Here is a 14470-nt window from a genome sequence, read left to right as displayed (position 1 = left end):
CCGGCACCCCGAACCGACCAGTACCCCCGCTGCCGCTTGACAACAACATAGGGACACCCCCCCACGCCCCCCCACGCCGGAACACACCGGCCCGAGGGCCACTCCGCTCAGGCGCGCGGCTTCTCCCCCGCGGTCTCCTCCACATCGGCGCCCAGCCGGCCCGAGGCCCATTCCGTGATCCGTCGCGCGACGTCCTGGGCGGTCAGGCCGATCCGGTCCAGCACCTCGGCGCGGGTCCCGTGCTCGTGGAACGCCTGCGGCACCGCGAGATCGCGCAGCGGGACGTCGCACTCGGCGTCCCGCAGCACCGCCGCCAGGGCCGAACCGAAACCGCCGTGGCGGCCGCTGTCCTCGACTGTCACCACGAGTTTGTGCTGTTCTGCCAGCGCGACCAGTTCCGCGGGCACCGGGACCACCCAGCGCGGGTCGGCGACCGTCACGCCGATGCCCTGGTCCGCCAAACGGTCCGCGGCCGACAGCGCCAGCTGCGCGAACGGACCCACCGCGACCAGAAGCACGTCCGTCGAGCCCGAGGGGCGGCGCAGCAGGTCGACCGTGCCGATGCGTTCCACCGCGGGCACGTCCGGGCCGACGCTGCCCTTCGAGAACCGCAGCGCGGTCGGGCCGTCCTGGACCGCGACGGCCTCGCGCAGTTCTTCGCGCAGCGTTCCCGGGTCGCGCGGCGCGGCCACGCGCATGCCCGGCACCATGCCCAGCAGCGACAGGTCCCACATGCCGTGGTGGCTCGGGCCGTCCGGGCCGGTGATGCCCGCGCGGTCCAGCACGAACGTCACCGGCTGGCGGTGCAGCGCGACGTCCATCAGCACCTGGTCGAACGCCCGGTTCAAGAACGTCGAGTACAGCGCGACGACCGGGTGGAAACCGCCCATCGCGAGCCCGGCCGCGGAGGTCACCGCGTGCTGTTCGGCGATGCCGACGTCGAACCAGCGGTCCGGGAAGCGCTCGGAGAACTTCTCCAGCCCGGTCGAGCGCAGCATCGCGGCGGTGATCGCCACGACGTCCTCGCGCTCCTCGCCGATCTTCGCCAGCTCGTCGCCGAACACGCCGGTCCAGCTGGGGCCCTTCACCGGCGGCAGGCCGGTCTCCGGGTCGATCGGGTCGGTCTGGTGCATCTGGTCGGCCTGGTGGTTCACCGCGGGCGCGTAGCCGTGGCCCTTCTCGGTGACCACGTGCACGATCACCGAGCCGCCGAACGCCCGCGCGCTCTGGAACGCCTTCTCCAGCGCCACCAGGTCGTGCCCGTCGACCGGGCCGAGGTACTTCAGGCCGAGGTCGGAGAACATCACCTGCGGGCTCAGCGCGTCCTTGATGCCCGCTTTGGCCGCGTGCAGCGCGGCGTAGATCGGCTTGCCCACCACCGGGGTGCTGCGCAGCAGTTCGCGCCCGCCGTCCAGCAGCCGTTCGTACCCCGGCTGCAGCCGCAGCGACGCCAGGTGGTCGGCCATCCCGCCGATGGTCGGCGAGTACGACCGGCCGTTGTCGTTGACCACGATCACGACCGGGCGGTCCTTGCGCCCGGCGATGTTGTTGAGCGCCTCCCAGCACATGCCGCCGGTGAGCGCGCCGTCGCCGACCACCGCGACCGCGTGCCTGCGCGGGCCGCCGGACAGCTCGAACGCCTTCGCCATTCCGTCCACATAGGACAGTGCGGCGGACGCGTGGCTGTTCTCCACCAGGTCGTGCTCGCTTTCGCTGCGGCACGGGTACCCGGTGGGACCGCCCTGCTGGCGCAGCTTGTCGAACTCGCCGTGCCGCCCGGTGACGATCTTGTGCACGTACGCCTGGTGCCCGACGTCCCACACGATCGCGTCGCGCGGCGAATCGAACACGCGGTGCAGCGCCAGCGTCAGCTCGACGACGCCCAGGTTGGGGCCGAGGTGCCCGCCGCTGCGGCGGACCTTGTCCACGAGGAAGTCCCTGATCTCGGCCGCCAGCTCCCCGAGGTCCTCGACGCTCATGCGCTTCAGGTCCGCCGGTCCGTGCACCGAGTCCAGCATGGTCACCGCTCCACCCCGTCCGTTTCTTCCTCCGCCGGTTCCGGCCAGTCTACGGACGCCCGCCACCGCCGTCCGGTTGCCCGCGTCCCGGATCACAGGTCCGGGCGGAACGCAACTCCACGAGCGGGGAAGATCACGAGCCCGGTCAGTCAGGTCGCGGTCACCCCGCGTGGCCGTGATAATCCCGGACGGACCCCCGATCCCGAGAGGACCCCATGGCGGACTTGTACATCGGCGGCGAATGGGTGGACGCGCGCGCGGGCGGGCGACGCGAGATCCGGTGCCCCGCGGACGGCAGCCTGGTCGCCGAGGTCGCCGAAGCGACCGCGGAAGACACCGAGGCCGCCATCGCGGCGGCTCGCCGCGCGTTCGACACCGGACCCTGGCCGGCCACCCCGGCCGCCGAGCGGGGAAACCTGCTGCTGCGCACGGCCGACCTGCTCGACCGCGACGCCGAGGAATTCGCCCGCGCCGAATCGCTCGACACCGGCAAACGCCTGGTGGAGAGCCGCTACGACATGAGCGACATCGCGGCCTGCCTGCGGTATTTCGGCAAGCTCGCGGGCAACGAAGCGGGCCGGGTCGTGGACACCGGCAGCGCGGACTCGTTCAGCCGGATCGTGCACGAACCGGTCGGCGTCTGCGGCCTCATCACCCCGTGGAACTACCCGCTGCTGCAGGCGGTGTGGAAGATCGCCCCGGCCCTGGCCGCGGGCAACACGTTCGTGCTCAAACCGAGCGAGCTGACGCCGCACACGGCGATCCTGTTCATGCGGCTACTCGCCGAGGCCGGGCTGCCCGGCGGCGTCGCGAACCTCGTGCTCGGCGCGGGCCCGACGGCCGGGGCGCCGCTGTCGAAGCACCCCGACGTCGACCTCGTGTCGTTCACCGGCGGGCTGGCCACCGGACGGGTGATCGCGGCGAACGCGGCGGCCACGGTGAAGAAGGTCGCGCTCGAACTCGGCGGCAAGAACCCGAACGTGGTGTTCGCCGACGCGGACTTCGAGACCGCCGTCGACTACGCGCTCACCGCGGTGTTCCTGCACTCCGGCCAGGTCTGCTCGGCCGGCGCGCGGCTGATCGTCCAGCGGGAATGGCACGACGAGTTCGTCGACGAACTCGTACGGCGCGCCGAGCGGATCCGTCTCGGCGGTCCGTTCGACGAGAACGCCGAGACCGGGCCGCTCATCTCCGCCGCGCACCGCGAGAAGGTGGAGCGCTACGTCGCGACCGCCATCGAGGAGGGCGCGGTCCTGCGCACCGGCGGCAAGCGCCCGGACGACCCGGCTCTGCAGGACGGCTTCTACTACCTGCCGACGATCCTCGACAACGTCCAGCAGGGCAGCACCGCCGTCGTCGAGGAGTCCTTCGGCCCGGTGCTCACGGTGGAGACCTTCACCGACGAGGACGACGCGGTCCGCATCGCCAACGACACCCACTACGGCCTGGCCGGCGGCGTGTTCACCCAGGACGCCGCCCGCGCCCAGCGCGTGGCGAACCGGCTCCGGCACGGCACGGTGTGGATCAACGACTACCACCCGTACCTGCCGCAGGCCGAATGGGGCGGCTACAAGCAGTCCGGTTTCGGCCGCGAACTCGGCCCGACCGGGCTGGCCGAATACACCGAGGTCAAGCACATCCACCAGAACCTCAAGCCCGGGCCCCAGCACTGGTTCTCCGGCTGATCCCCCGTCCCCCAGCGAAAGGACCTTGCCCTTGAGCGACACCGGCGACCGCGAACTCGGCGAATTCGGCTACACCAACCAGCTCAAGAGAACGCTCGGCAGTTTCCACACTTTCGCTGCCGGCATCAGCTACATCTCGGTGCTGACCGGGGTGTTCCAGCTGTCCTACCTCGGCCTGTCCGAGGGCGGCCCGGCCTACTGGTGGTCCTGGCCCGCGGTGTTCGCGGGGCAGCTGATGGTGGCGCTTTGCTTCGCCGAACTGGCCGCGCAGTATCCGGTCGCCGGGTCGGTCTACAACTGGGCGAAGAAGCTCAGCAACCCGCACATCGCGTGGATGGCCGGCTGGATGATGCTGCTGGCCTCGATCGTCTCCATCTCCGCGACCGCGCTCGCCTACCAGCGGACGCTGCCGCAGATCACGTCGTTCTTCCAGTTCATCGGCGACGGCACGGGCACCAGCGACGCGGCCAACGGCGTGCTGCTGGCCACCGTGCTGATCGTGTTCACGACGCTGGTGAACGCGTTCGGCGTGAAGCTGATGGCGCGGATCAACAGCGCGGGCGTGTTCGTGGAGCTGCTGTTCGCGGTGCTGCTGGTGGTGTTCCTCGCCTTCCATTTCGTGCGCGGCCCGTCGGTGGTGACCGAGACGAACGGGACCGAAGCCGGGCATTCGTCCGGTTATCTCGGCGCGTTCCTGATCGCCGGCATCGCCTCCTCGTACGTGATGTACGGCTTCGACACCGCCGCCTCGCTCGGCGAGGAATCGCTCAACCCGCACCGCAACGCGCCGAAGGCGATCCTCCGCGCACTGGTCGCCTCCTTCGTTCTGGGCGGACTGATCATCCTGTTCGCGCTCATGGCCGTCGGCAACATCCACGCGCCGGAACTCGGCACGGTCGGCCTGCAGTACGTGCTCACCGACGCGCTCGGCCCGGCCATCGGGCGGGTGTTCCTGTTCGTCGTGTTCATCGCGATCACGGTCTGCGTACTGGCCGTGCACACCGCGGCGATCCGGATCGCGTTCGCGATGGCCCGCGACAACGCGCTGCCCGGCGGCCGGAAGCTGGCGCGGGTCAACAAGGCCACCGGCACCCCGGTGCTGCCCGCGATCGTGATCGGCCTGCTCGCGATCGCGCTGCTGGTGGTGAACATCAACTCCACGCAGATCTTCTCGGCCGTGACCAGCCTCGCCATCATCCTGATCTACCTGTCCTACCTCCTCGTGACCGTGCCCATGCTGGTCCGCCGGCTGCGCGGACGCTGGCCGCGCGCGGACGCCCCGGCCGGCCGGTTCTCCCTCGGCCGCTGGGGCCTGCCGGTGAACGTGCTCGCGGTGCTGTGGGGCGGCGCGATGACGGTCAACCTGGCCTGGCCCCGCAACGAGATCTACAACGCTTCCCCGCCCTTCCACTGGTATCTGAAGTGGATTTCGGTGCTGTTCGTCGGCGTCTTCGCGGCCGGCGGCTTCGCCTACTACTGGTTCGTGCAACGGCACAAGGTCGGGGTGCTGGCGGACCACGCCGCCGCCCCCGTGCCCGACGAGGAGGTTTCCCGGTGAGCGCAAGCGAGTTCGACTACGTGGTGGTCGGCGGCGGAACGGCCGGATCGGTGGTGGCCGCCCGGCTGTCCGAGGATCCGGACGTGACCGTCTGCCTCCTCGAGGCCGGGCCGTCCGACACGGACGTGCCGGAGGTGCTGGAGCTGACCCGGTGGATGGGCCTGCTGGAGTCCGGATACGACTGGGACTACCTCGTGGAGCCGCAGGAGGCGGGCAACTCCTACCTGCGCCAGGCCCGCGCGAAGGTGCTCGGCGGCTGCTCGTCGCACAACTCGTGCATCGCGTTCTGGGCCCCGGCCGAGGACCTCGACGAATGGGCTTCGCTGGGCCTGCCCGGCTGGTCGGCCGCGGACATTTTCCCGCTCTACCAACGGCTCGAGACCAACGACGGCCCCGGCGACCACCACGGCCGCTCCGGCCCGGTCACCATCCGGTCGGTGCCGCCCAAGGACCCGGCGGGCGCGGCGCTGCTGTCCGCCTGCGCCCAGGCGGGCATCCCGACGACGGAGTTCAACTCCGGCAAGACCGTCACCCACGGCGCGAACTGGTTCCAGATCAACGCCCGCGAGGACGGCACCCGGTCTTCGGCGTCGGTGTCCTATCTGCACCCGATCATGGGCAAGCGGCCGAACCTGGAGATCCGCACCGGCGCCCGCGCGAAGCGGCTGCTGTTCGACGGCCGCCGCTGCACCGGGGTCGAGGTGCTGAACCCGGATCTGATCCACCACAGCACGATCACCGCGCGCCGCGAGGTCGTGGTGAGCTCCGGCGCGATCGACACGCCGAAACTGCTGATGCTGTCCGGCATCGGGCCCGCCGAGCACCTGCGCGAGGTCGGCGTCGAGGTGCTCGTGGACTCGCCGGGCGTCGGCTCGAACCTCGAGGACCATCCCGAGGGCCTGGTGATGTGGGACGCGCTGCAGCCGATGGTCACCGAATCCACGCAGTGGTGGGAAATCGGCATCTTCACGATGACCGAGGAGGGCCTGGACCGCCCGGACCTGATGTTCCACTACGGTTCGGTGCCCTTCGATCTCAACACCGTCCGGCACGGCTACCCGACGACGGAGAACGGCTTCTGCCTCACGCCGAACGTGACGCGCAGCCGCTCCCGCGGCACCGTGCGGCTGCGCACGCGCGACTTCCGCGACAAGCCCCGCGTGGACCCGCGGTACTTCACCGACGAGTACGACATGCGCGTGATGACCTACGGCGTGAAGCTCGCGCGCGAAATCGCCGCCCAGCCTGCTCTCGACGAATGGGCGGGCGTGGAACTCGCGCCGGGCCGCGATTGCACGACCGACGACGAGATCGCCGACTACCTGCGCAAAACGCACAACACCGTGTACCACCCGGCGTGCACGGCCCGGATGGGCGCGGAGGGCGACCCGGCGGCAGTGCTGGACGAGCGGCTGCGCGTCCGCGGTGTCGACAACTTGCGGGTGGCCGACGCTTCGGTGATGCCGTTCCTCGTCACCGTGAACCCGTGCATCACGACGATGGCGATCGGCGAGAAGTGCGCGGACCTGCTCAAGGAGGACCGGGCTTGATCTTCGGGCGGGTGGTCGTGTCCTGGCTGGCGCGGCCACCCGCCCGGCGAGACTGCTCTGTCGACGGCCCCGCAGAGCACGTGCCCGTATTGCGCGCAGAATCATGTCCACTCCTCGCTTCGTCTTCCGGCGGCTGCCGGAGCGCACCTTCTCCGATGCACACCAGGTCAGTCGCCAGCGAACGCGCTGAGGTTCTTCGGTAACCGGATCGTTACCAACAGTCATCACCCCGGAACGGGCCCGACCGCTGGATCCCGTTGCGCAGCAAGCACGCAGAGGCAAGATGCTGCGGAACGCCGCGCCAGTCCGGAAGGATCGCGCCCCTTCCGGACTGGGCCAAAACCGCACCTCAGCGCCGTAGACTTCCTTGCGTGGCAGGAAATCGGGCGCTCGCGTGGGCCGGGGCGACCGCCGCGGTGGGCGGCGGCGTCGGGCTGGCTTTGCCGACCGCGCACTACCTTCCGTCGCGGTTGCCGCCGGGCACCCCGGAACCCGACCTCGATCTCGGCCTCCGCCTGGCCTGCGCCGGAGCGTTGGCGCTCGCGTTCGCGCTGGCGATCCTGACGCTGCGCCGGCGGCAAGCCGAACCGCTGGCCTTCACCACGCTGACCGGCATCGCGGTAGCGGGAATCCTCCTGCGCTACCTCGTGATCACGCTCCCCGGCGCGGACCGGCTCGCCCCGTCGGCCGCCGTGCAGCCGGCGCTGGGCGCGTGGGTGTTGCTGGCCTCCGGGCTGGTTTCCGCCGCGACCGGGCTCGCTGCGGCTGCGAAAGCCCAGCGAGCGCACTAAAAGTCACTGCAGCAGCGCGACGCACTCCACGTGATGCGTCATCGGGAACGCGTCGAACGCGCGCAGATCCGTCAGCGAGTACCCGTGCTCGGAGAAGAACTGCACGTCGCGCGCCAACGCCGCCGGGTCGCAGGCCACGTAGACGATCCGGTCCGGTTCGCCGGCCGCGATCGCGTCGACGACCGCTCGGCCGGCGCCCTTGCGCGGCGGATCGAGCACCACCACGTCGACCGGCGTCGGAGCGTCGTCGATGACGTGCTCCACGCGCCCGGAACGCCAGCTCACCTGCGGCAAGTCGGACAGGTTGCGCTCCCCGTCGGACACCGCGCGCCGGCCGGATTCGATCGCCAGCACCTCGCCCTCAGGGCCGACCTGCTCCGCCAGCACCGAGGCGAACAGCCCGACCCCGGCGTACAGATCCCAGGCCACCCCGCCGCGCGGCGCGTCGGCCCACTCCCGCACGAGGCCGGCCAGCGTGTCCGCCGCGTGCGGGTGGACCTGCCAGAAGCCGTGCGCGTCAAGCCGCCAGTCCCGCCCCGCCGCGTGCTGGACCGCCATCCCGCCGGACAGCTGCTTGCCCTGCGTCCGGCCGCGCACCGTGGCGAGCTCGCGCAGGTGGAGGTGGTCGTCGCCATCGCTGGTGACTTCCAGTTCGGTGCCCGGCCGCCAGCGCTTGCCGAGCGCCGTGCCGAGCGAGCCCGGCACCGCGATCGGGCAGTCGTCGATCGGGATGACGCGGTGACTGTGGTGCGCCCGCAAGCCGGCCCGGCCGTCCCGTCCGGCGACCAGCCGCACCCGGCTGCGCCAGCCGAGCGGACCGCCCTCGAGGGGTTCCACGACCACCTCGCGGGTGATCCCGGCGAGCCGCTGCAGTTGTTCGGCCACCACCGCGGCCTTCAGTTCCCGCTGGTAGGCCGGTTCGGCGTGCTGCCAGTCGCAACCGCCGCAGCCGCCCGGCGCGGCAAGCGGGCACGGCGGCGCGACCCGGTGCTCGGACCCGCTGAGCACCTCGATCGCGTCGGCCCGGCAGAACGAGCCGCCCTTGTCCTCGGTCACCTCGGCCCGGACGTGTTCGCCGGGCAGCGCGTGCCGCACGAACAGCACTCGTCCGTCCACACGCGACACACAGTGCCCGCCGTGCGCGACTGGGCCGACTTCCAGTTCCAGGATCCGGCCTAGCCAGCTCTCGGTCATTCTGAGGATTCCTTGGTCGCAGGGGCCGGCTTCGGAGCGTCCACGGGACGCGGGGTGGTGGGCGTGAAGCCGCGCCGCACGTCACCGGCGGACGGGCGCGCCTTGCGCATCCGCGCGGCCGCCTTGGCCGACGACTCCAGCTGCCACGGTACGCTCGCCACGACCACACCCGGCTGGAACAGCAGCCTTCCCTTGAGCCGCAACGCGCTCTGGTTGTGCAGCACCTGCTCCCACCAGTGCCCGACGACGTACTCCGGAATGAACACGGTGACCACGTCGCGCGGGTTGGCGCCGCGGACGCGCTTCACGTAATCCAGCACCGGCTTCGTGATTTCCCGGTACGGCGATTCGACGACCTTCAGCGGCACCTTGAACTTGTGCTCTTCCCATTCCTGGGTCAGGGCGCGGGTGTCGGCGTCGTCCACGTTGACCGTGACCGCCTCGAGCACATCCGGGCGCATCGCCTTCGCGTAGGCCAGCGCGCGCAGCGTGGGCCGGTGCAGCTTGGACACCAGCACGATCGCGTGGTTGCGCGAGGGCAGCACGGTCGGCGCGTCGCCCATGTCCTTGAGTTCCTCGGACACCCGGTCGTAATGCTTCCGGATCGCGGTCATCAGCGCGAAAATCGCCACCATCGCCGCGATCGCGATCCACGCGCCGAGCAGGAACTTCGTGATCAGCACGATCACCAGCACGGTGCCGGTCATGGTCAGGCCGATCGCGTTCACCGTCTGCGAACGGCGCATCCGCCGCCGCGCCGCCGGGTCGGTCTCCTTGGCCAGCAACCGGTTCCAGTGCCGGATCATGCCCGCCTGGCTCACCGTGAACGACACGAACACGCCCACGATGTACAGCTGGATCAGCCGGGTGACCTCGGCGTCGAACGCCACGATCAGCACGAGGGCGAAAATCGCGAGGAACAGGATGCCGTTGGAGAACGCCAGCCGGTCGCCGCGGGTGTGCAGCTGCCGCGGCAGGTAGCGGTCCTGGGCAAGGATCGAGCCGAGCACCGGGAAGCCGTTGAACGCGGTGTTCGCGGCCAGCAGCAGGATGATGCCGGTGGAGAACGAGATGTAGTAGAAGGCCGGCGGGAAGTCGGCGAACACCGCGTGCGCGATCTGCGCGACGATCGTCTTCTGCTCGTAGCCGGCGGGCGCGCCGGCCAGCTGCCGCGCCGGGTCCTCGGCGAAATTCACCTTCGTGACGATCGCCAGCGTGATGATGCCGACAAGCATCGTCACCGCGAGCACGCCCATCAGCAGCAGCGTGGTGGCCGCGTTCTTCGATTTCGGCTTGCGGAACGCGGGCACGCCGTTGCTGATCGCCTCGACCCCGGTCAGCGCCGCCGCGCCGGACGAGAACGACCGCAGGATCAGGAAGACGAACGCGATGCCGGTCCAGTTGCCTTCCTCGTGCAGCGTGAAACCGGCGCTCTCGGCGCGCATTTCGGTGCCGGTGACGGTCTGGAACAGCCCCCAGACGACCATCAGCAGGATGCCCGCGATGAAGCCGTAGGTGGGAATGGCGAACGCTTTGCCGGATTCGCGCACTCCGCGCAGATTGAGCGCGGTCAGCACGCCCACGATCACGACCGACGCGAGGACCTTGTGGTTGGCCACCCACGGAATCGCCGAGCCGATGTTCGCGACGCCGGACGAAGTGGACACGGCAACCGTCAGCACGTAGTCGACCAGCAGCGCGCTCGCCACCGTCAGGCCGAACTTCCCGCCGAGGTTGGTCGTCGCGACCTCGTAGTCGCCGCCGCCGCTCGGGTACGCGTGCACGTTCTGCCGGTACGACGCGACGACGACCAGCATGACCAGCGCGACCGCGATGCCGATCCACGGCGCGAAGGCGTATGCGGACAGGCCCGCGACGCTCAGCGTCAGGAAGATCTCCTCCGGCGCGTAGGCCACGCTGGACAGCGCGTCGGAGGCGAAAATGGGCAGCGCGATGCGCTTGGGCAACAAAGTGTGGGAGAGCCGGTCGCTGCGGAACGGACGTCCGAGGACCAGCCGCTTCAACACGGTCGGGAACTTCGACACCTGCAGAATGTACAGCGGAGCGAAGCTCCTCCGCTGAGGGCGGTGGAGGGGAGGACGGTGGAGCTGACCGGGAGGGTGCGCGCCGAAAGGACAAGGTAGGTTCGGCGCTGGTGTCCGAGGGTACCCACCGACGGGTCATCCGCACCCTGCGAGGAGGCTAAGCGTGCACGTGGTGATCATGGGATGCGGCCGCGTAGGCGCGTCTCTGGCCGCGGCGCTGGAGCGGCTGGGCCACGACGTGGCCGTCATCGACAAGAACCAGCAGGCGTTCCGCCGGCTGGGCAGCGATTTCCAGGGTCAGCAGGTCGTCGGGGTCGGTTTCGACCGCCGAGTGCTCATCGAAGCCGGGATCGAGCGCGCGGGCGCTTTCGCGGCCGTGTCGAGCGGCGACAATTCCAACATCATCTCCGCGCGGGTCGCGCGCGAGAACTTCGGCGTCGAGCACGTGGTCGCGCGCATCTACGACCACAAACGCGCCGCGGTGTACGAACGGCTGGGCATCCCGACCGTCGCGACCGTGCCGTGGACGACCGACCGGTTCCTGCGCACCCTGCTGCCCGACGGCGTCGCCTCCGCGTGGCGCGATCCGTCCGGCAACGTCGCGCTGCTGCAGCTGCCGCTGCACGAGGGCTGGGTCGGCCGCAGCGTGCGCGAGCTGCAGGAGACCACCGGCGCGCGGGTGGCGTTCATGATGCGGTTCGGCACCGCGGTGCTGCCGGACGCGAAGACGGTCGTGCAGGCCGACGACGACGTGTGGGTGGCGGCGCGGTCGGGCACCGTCGGAGACGTGACGAGCCTCGCCGCTCGGGCCCCCGAGGAGGAGAACTGATGCGGGTCGCGATCGCCGGCGCGGGAGCCGTCGGGCAGTCCATCGCCGCCGAGCTCGTCGACGCCAACCACCAGGTGATGCTGATCGAGCGCGACGCCGACCAGTTCGAGCCGGAATCCGTTCCGCAGGCCGACTGGGTTCTCGGCGACGCGTGCGAGGTGTCGATCCTCGAGGAGTCCGGCATCGAACGTTGCGACGTCGTGATCGCGGCGAGCGGCGACGACAAGGCGAACCTCGTGGTGTCGCTGCTGGCGAAGACGGAGTTCGCCGTGCGGCGCGTGGTGGCGCGGGTGAACAACCCGGCCAACGAATGGCTGTTCACCGACGCGTGGGGCGTCGACGTGGCCGTGTCGACCCCGCGGATGCTCGCCGCGATGGTCGAGGAGGCGGTGAGCGTCGGCGATCTGGTGCGGCTCATGACGTTCCGGCAGGGGCAGGCGAACCTGGTGGAGCTCACCCTCCCGGAGGAGACACCGCTGGCGGGCAAGCCGGTGAGCGAGCTGGCGCTGCCGCGCGACGCGGCGCTGGTGACCATCCTGCGCGGCGACCGGGTGATCGTGCCGCAGCCGGAGGACCCGCTGGAGGCCGGCGACGAGCTGCTGTTCGTCGCGACCTCGGACGTCGAACCGGAAATCCGCACGGCGCTCGGCTACTGACGCGACGCGAAAGGGGCGGGCCCGTGGCGGGTCCGCCCCTTTTCGCGTGCGCCGGATCAGGTCTCGGGAGTCGGCGCCTGCGCGTATTTCTTCCGCAGCCGCGCCTCGATCTGCGCGTCGGTTTCCGGCTCCGGTTCTTCCTCGGCGAGTGCCTTCAGCCGCTTGTCGGAGCGGCGCACCGCCCACACGACCACCAGCAGCCCGACCGCGTACAGCGGGTAGCCCATGGCGATCTTGGCGAACGCGAGCCAGCCGGTCTGGTTCCCGTCGTACAGCCAGCGCTGCACCACGAACCGGGCGGCGAAGATGACGGCCATCGCGAGCGTCGCGAGGTCGTAGCCGTAGCGCGAGGGCTTGTCTTTGCGCCAGGCGGTGCCGTTGCCGTTGAGCGCGTTCCACACCACGCCCGCCAGCGGCCAGCGCACCAGCACCGAGATCACGAACACGGCGCAGTAGGCGAGGCTCGCCCAGATGCCGAAGAGGAAGAACCCCTTCGCGGACCCGGTGCGGAACGCGATGAACGCCGCGATCGCGACGCCGAAGAACCCCGAGATGGCCGGCTGCAGCGGCTCCTTGCGCACCACGCGCAGGACGGTGATCGCCACCGCGCTGCCGATCGAGCCCCAGATCGCGGCGGTCAGCCCGAAGAACGCGTTCAGCAGGACGAACACGATGACCGGCACCGAGGAGTAGAACAGGCCGGAAACCCCGCCCATCTGCTCCATCAGCGTCGGCTGCCGCTCTTCGTCGTCGCCCTTTCCGGGCGCGTTCTTCTCGTCGCGGGGAGCAGCGGGTTCAGTCACGAGCGTTGATCACCCTACCGGGCTCTGGAGTTCGTAATACGGGTTGTAGAGCACCTTCTGCCCATCCCGTTCGGCCATCCGGCCGCGCACCTTGACAGTGCGGCCGGGTTCGATGCCGGGAATCCGGCGCCTGCCCAGCCAGATTAGCGTCACGCCCTGCGTGCCGTCGAACAGCTCTGCCTGCAGCGAGGCGGGCCCGTCGGTCGGCGACAGCTCGACGCTGCGCAGCCTGCCGAGCACCGTCACCTCTTCGCCGGACCGGCAGTCACAGGCGCGCTGCGCGCCTTCGGCACCCGACCTCTCGGACATCTCGTCGGCGTCGAGGTCCTCGACGTCGCTGGTCAGCTTGCGAACCAACCGGCTGAAGTAGCCGCCGTCCTTGGCGGACATGGTGTGCTCCTGTGCTCCGGGGCCCCCGACTTCGTTCGGCCCGTGCGTATTCCAGCGTAGCTGCGGTCCCAGTCAGGGAAACGGGTTTGCGGCAAGATCGCAACGTGACGTCCGCAATCCGTCTCCCGCCCGCTGTCCTGTTGCCCGGGACCGGCTCCGACGAGGTGTTCGTGCGCTCGGTGTTCGCCGGGCCGCTCGCGGCGCTGGGCGTGCCGTTGATCACCCCCGCGCCGGTGCCCGGGGAGCGCCTCGCGGAGGAGTTTCTTGCCGAGCTGGACCGTCTCGCTGACCGGTACGGGACGGTGCTGGCAGGCGGGATTTCGTTCGGGGCGCATCTCGCGGCGGAGTGGGCGGTGGCGAATCCCGGGCGTTGCGGGGGGCTGCTTGCCGCTCTCCCGGCCTGGAACGGGGAATCCGGAGCAGCACCCGCGGCGCTGGCCGCGACGGTCACGGCGGATCTGGTGGCTGATGCGGGGGTAGAGGGGGCGCTGGCTTCCGCGGCGGCCGGGAGTCCGGGGTGGCTCGGGGAGGAGCTGGGGCGGGCTTGGCGGCGGCAGGGGGACGGGCTGGAGGCCGGGTTGCGGGCGGCGGCGGGGAGGGCGGCGCCGACGGTGGAGGAGCTGCGGGGGGTGGGGGTTCCGGCCGGGGTCGGGGGGTGTGCGGACGATCCGGTTCATCCCGCGTCCGTTGCTCGCGAGTGGGCTGGGGCGTTGCCTCGGGGGGTTTACGGGGAGACGTCGCTTGCGGCGGTGGGGCGGGATCGGCAGGTTTTGGGGAGGGTGACTGTTTTGGCGTTTTTGCGGGCTTGGTGGGGGTAGCTGCTCGTCGCCTGGCGGCGACATTGCAGTTCGGTGAGTGGCGTGGGGCACCCCGAAGCCCGAGTGTGCTGACGGTCTGAGGGTGGTTGTCAAGGCGGGAAAGCGTGCCTTGACAACCACCCTCAGACCGCAG

Annotated in this window: 12 protein-coding genes; 7 read left to right on the top strand and 5 right to left on the bottom strand. The window is 70.4% G+C overall.

The annotated features are described in order from the left end of the window. Positions 1–107 precede the first annotated feature (107 nt). Complete coding sequence (gene dxs / locus L942_RS33910; protein ID WP_037368124.1) at positions 108–2024, bottom strand: 1-deoxy-D-xylulose-5-phosphate synthase; 1917 nt, start codon at positions 2022–2024, stop codon at positions 108–110. Positions 2025–2233: 209 nt separating this feature from the next. Here dxs and L942_RS33905 point away from each other — a divergent pair, with 209 nt between their 5' ends. The 4 genes from L942_RS33905 (at position 2234) to L942_RS33890 (ending at position 7602) form a co-directional block, all read left to right on the top strand. Continuing rightward, positions 2234–3703 (top strand): aldehyde dehydrogenase family protein, encoded by a 1470-nt coding sequence (locus tag L942_RS33905; protein WP_037368122.1) that lies wholly within the window; start codon positions 2234–2236, stop codon positions 3701–3703. A 31-nt stretch (positions 3704–3734) separates the two neighbouring features. Further along, positions 3735–5261 carry an APC family permease gene (locus L942_RS33900; protein WP_037368121.1) on the top strand — a complete coding sequence of 509 codons (1527 nt, stop codon included), beginning with the start codon at positions 3735–3737 and terminating at the stop codon, positions 5259–5261. Beyond that, positions 5258–6811, top strand: coding sequence for a GMC family oxidoreductase (locus L942_RS33895; RefSeq protein WP_037368119.1), 1554 nt, complete (start codon positions 5258–5260; stop codon positions 6809–6811). Before L942_RS33900 ends, L942_RS33895 begins: the two co-directional genes overlap by 4 nt. A 371-nt stretch (positions 6812–7182) precedes the next feature. Continuing rightward, entirely contained in the window at positions 7183–7602 is a 420-nt protein-coding gene (locus L942_RS33890) for a hypothetical protein (RefSeq protein WP_037368118.1), read from the top strand. A 3-nt stretch (positions 7603–7605) separates the two neighbouring features. On the opposite strand, the gene L942_RS33885 is transcribed toward L942_RS33890, so the two are convergent. Both L942_RS33885 and L942_RS33880 read right to left on the bottom strand, forming a co-directional pair. Beyond that, positions 7606–8796, bottom strand: coding sequence for a class I SAM-dependent RNA methyltransferase (locus tag L942_RS33885; protein WP_037368115.1), 1191 nt, complete (start codon positions 8794–8796; stop codon positions 7606–7608). Beyond that, a complete protein-coding gene (locus L942_RS33880) occupies positions 8793–10841 on the bottom strand; it encodes an APC family permease (protein ID WP_037368114.1) in 2049 nt (682 codons plus the stop codon). The genes L942_RS33885 and L942_RS33880 overlap by 4 nt, the downstream gene beginning before the upstream one ends. Before the next feature lie 163 nt (positions 10842–11004). Between L942_RS33880 and L942_RS33875 the strand changes: the two genes are divergently transcribed. Together L942_RS33875 and L942_RS33870 are read left to right on the top strand one after the other, a co-directional pair. Continuing rightward, complete coding sequence (locus L942_RS33875) at positions 11005–11670, top strand: potassium channel family protein (RefSeq protein ID WP_037368111.1); 666 nt, start codon at positions 11005–11007, stop codon at positions 11668–11670. Beyond that, on the top strand, positions 11670–12326 hold the full coding sequence (locus L942_RS33870; protein WP_037368108.1) for a potassium channel family protein: 657 nt from the start codon (positions 11670–11672) through the stop codon (positions 12324–12326). The genes L942_RS33875 and L942_RS33870 overlap by 1 nt, the downstream gene beginning before the upstream one ends. Before the next feature lie 56 nt (positions 12327–12382). Here L942_RS33870 and L942_RS33865 read toward each other — a convergent pair whose 3' ends face one another. Together L942_RS33865 and L942_RS33860 are read right to left on the bottom strand one after the other, a co-directional pair. Then, positions 12383–13129 carry a DUF3159 domain-containing protein gene (locus tag L942_RS33865; protein WP_037368106.1) on the bottom strand — a complete coding sequence of 249 codons (747 nt, stop codon included), beginning with the start codon at positions 13127–13129 and terminating at the stop codon, positions 12383–12385. Positions 13130–13138: 9 nt separating this feature from the next. Continuing rightward, on the bottom strand, positions 13139–13519 hold the full coding sequence (locus L942_RS33860) for an OB-fold nucleic acid binding domain-containing protein (protein WP_009075573.1): 381 nt from the start codon (positions 13517–13519) through the stop codon (positions 13139–13141). Between the two features lie 104 nt (positions 13520–13623). Between L942_RS33860 and L942_RS33855 the strand changes: the two genes are divergently transcribed. Then, positions 13624–14337: an alpha/beta hydrolase gene (locus tag L942_RS33855; RefSeq protein ID WP_106965139.1), complete on the top strand. Its 714-nt coding sequence runs from the start codon at positions 13624–13626 to the stop codon at positions 14335–14337. Positions 14338–14470: the final 133 nt, after the last annotated feature.

Origin of the sequence: Amycolatopsis orientalis DSM 43388 (assembly GCF_000411975.1) — a bacterium.
GTDB lineage: Bacteria > Actinomycetota > Actinomycetes > Mycobacteriales > Pseudonocardiaceae > Amycolatopsis > Amycolatopsis orientalis_D.
The sequence above is the reverse complement of the archived record's forward strand: the minus strand, read 5'-3'. Positions and strand labels throughout refer to the sequence as shown.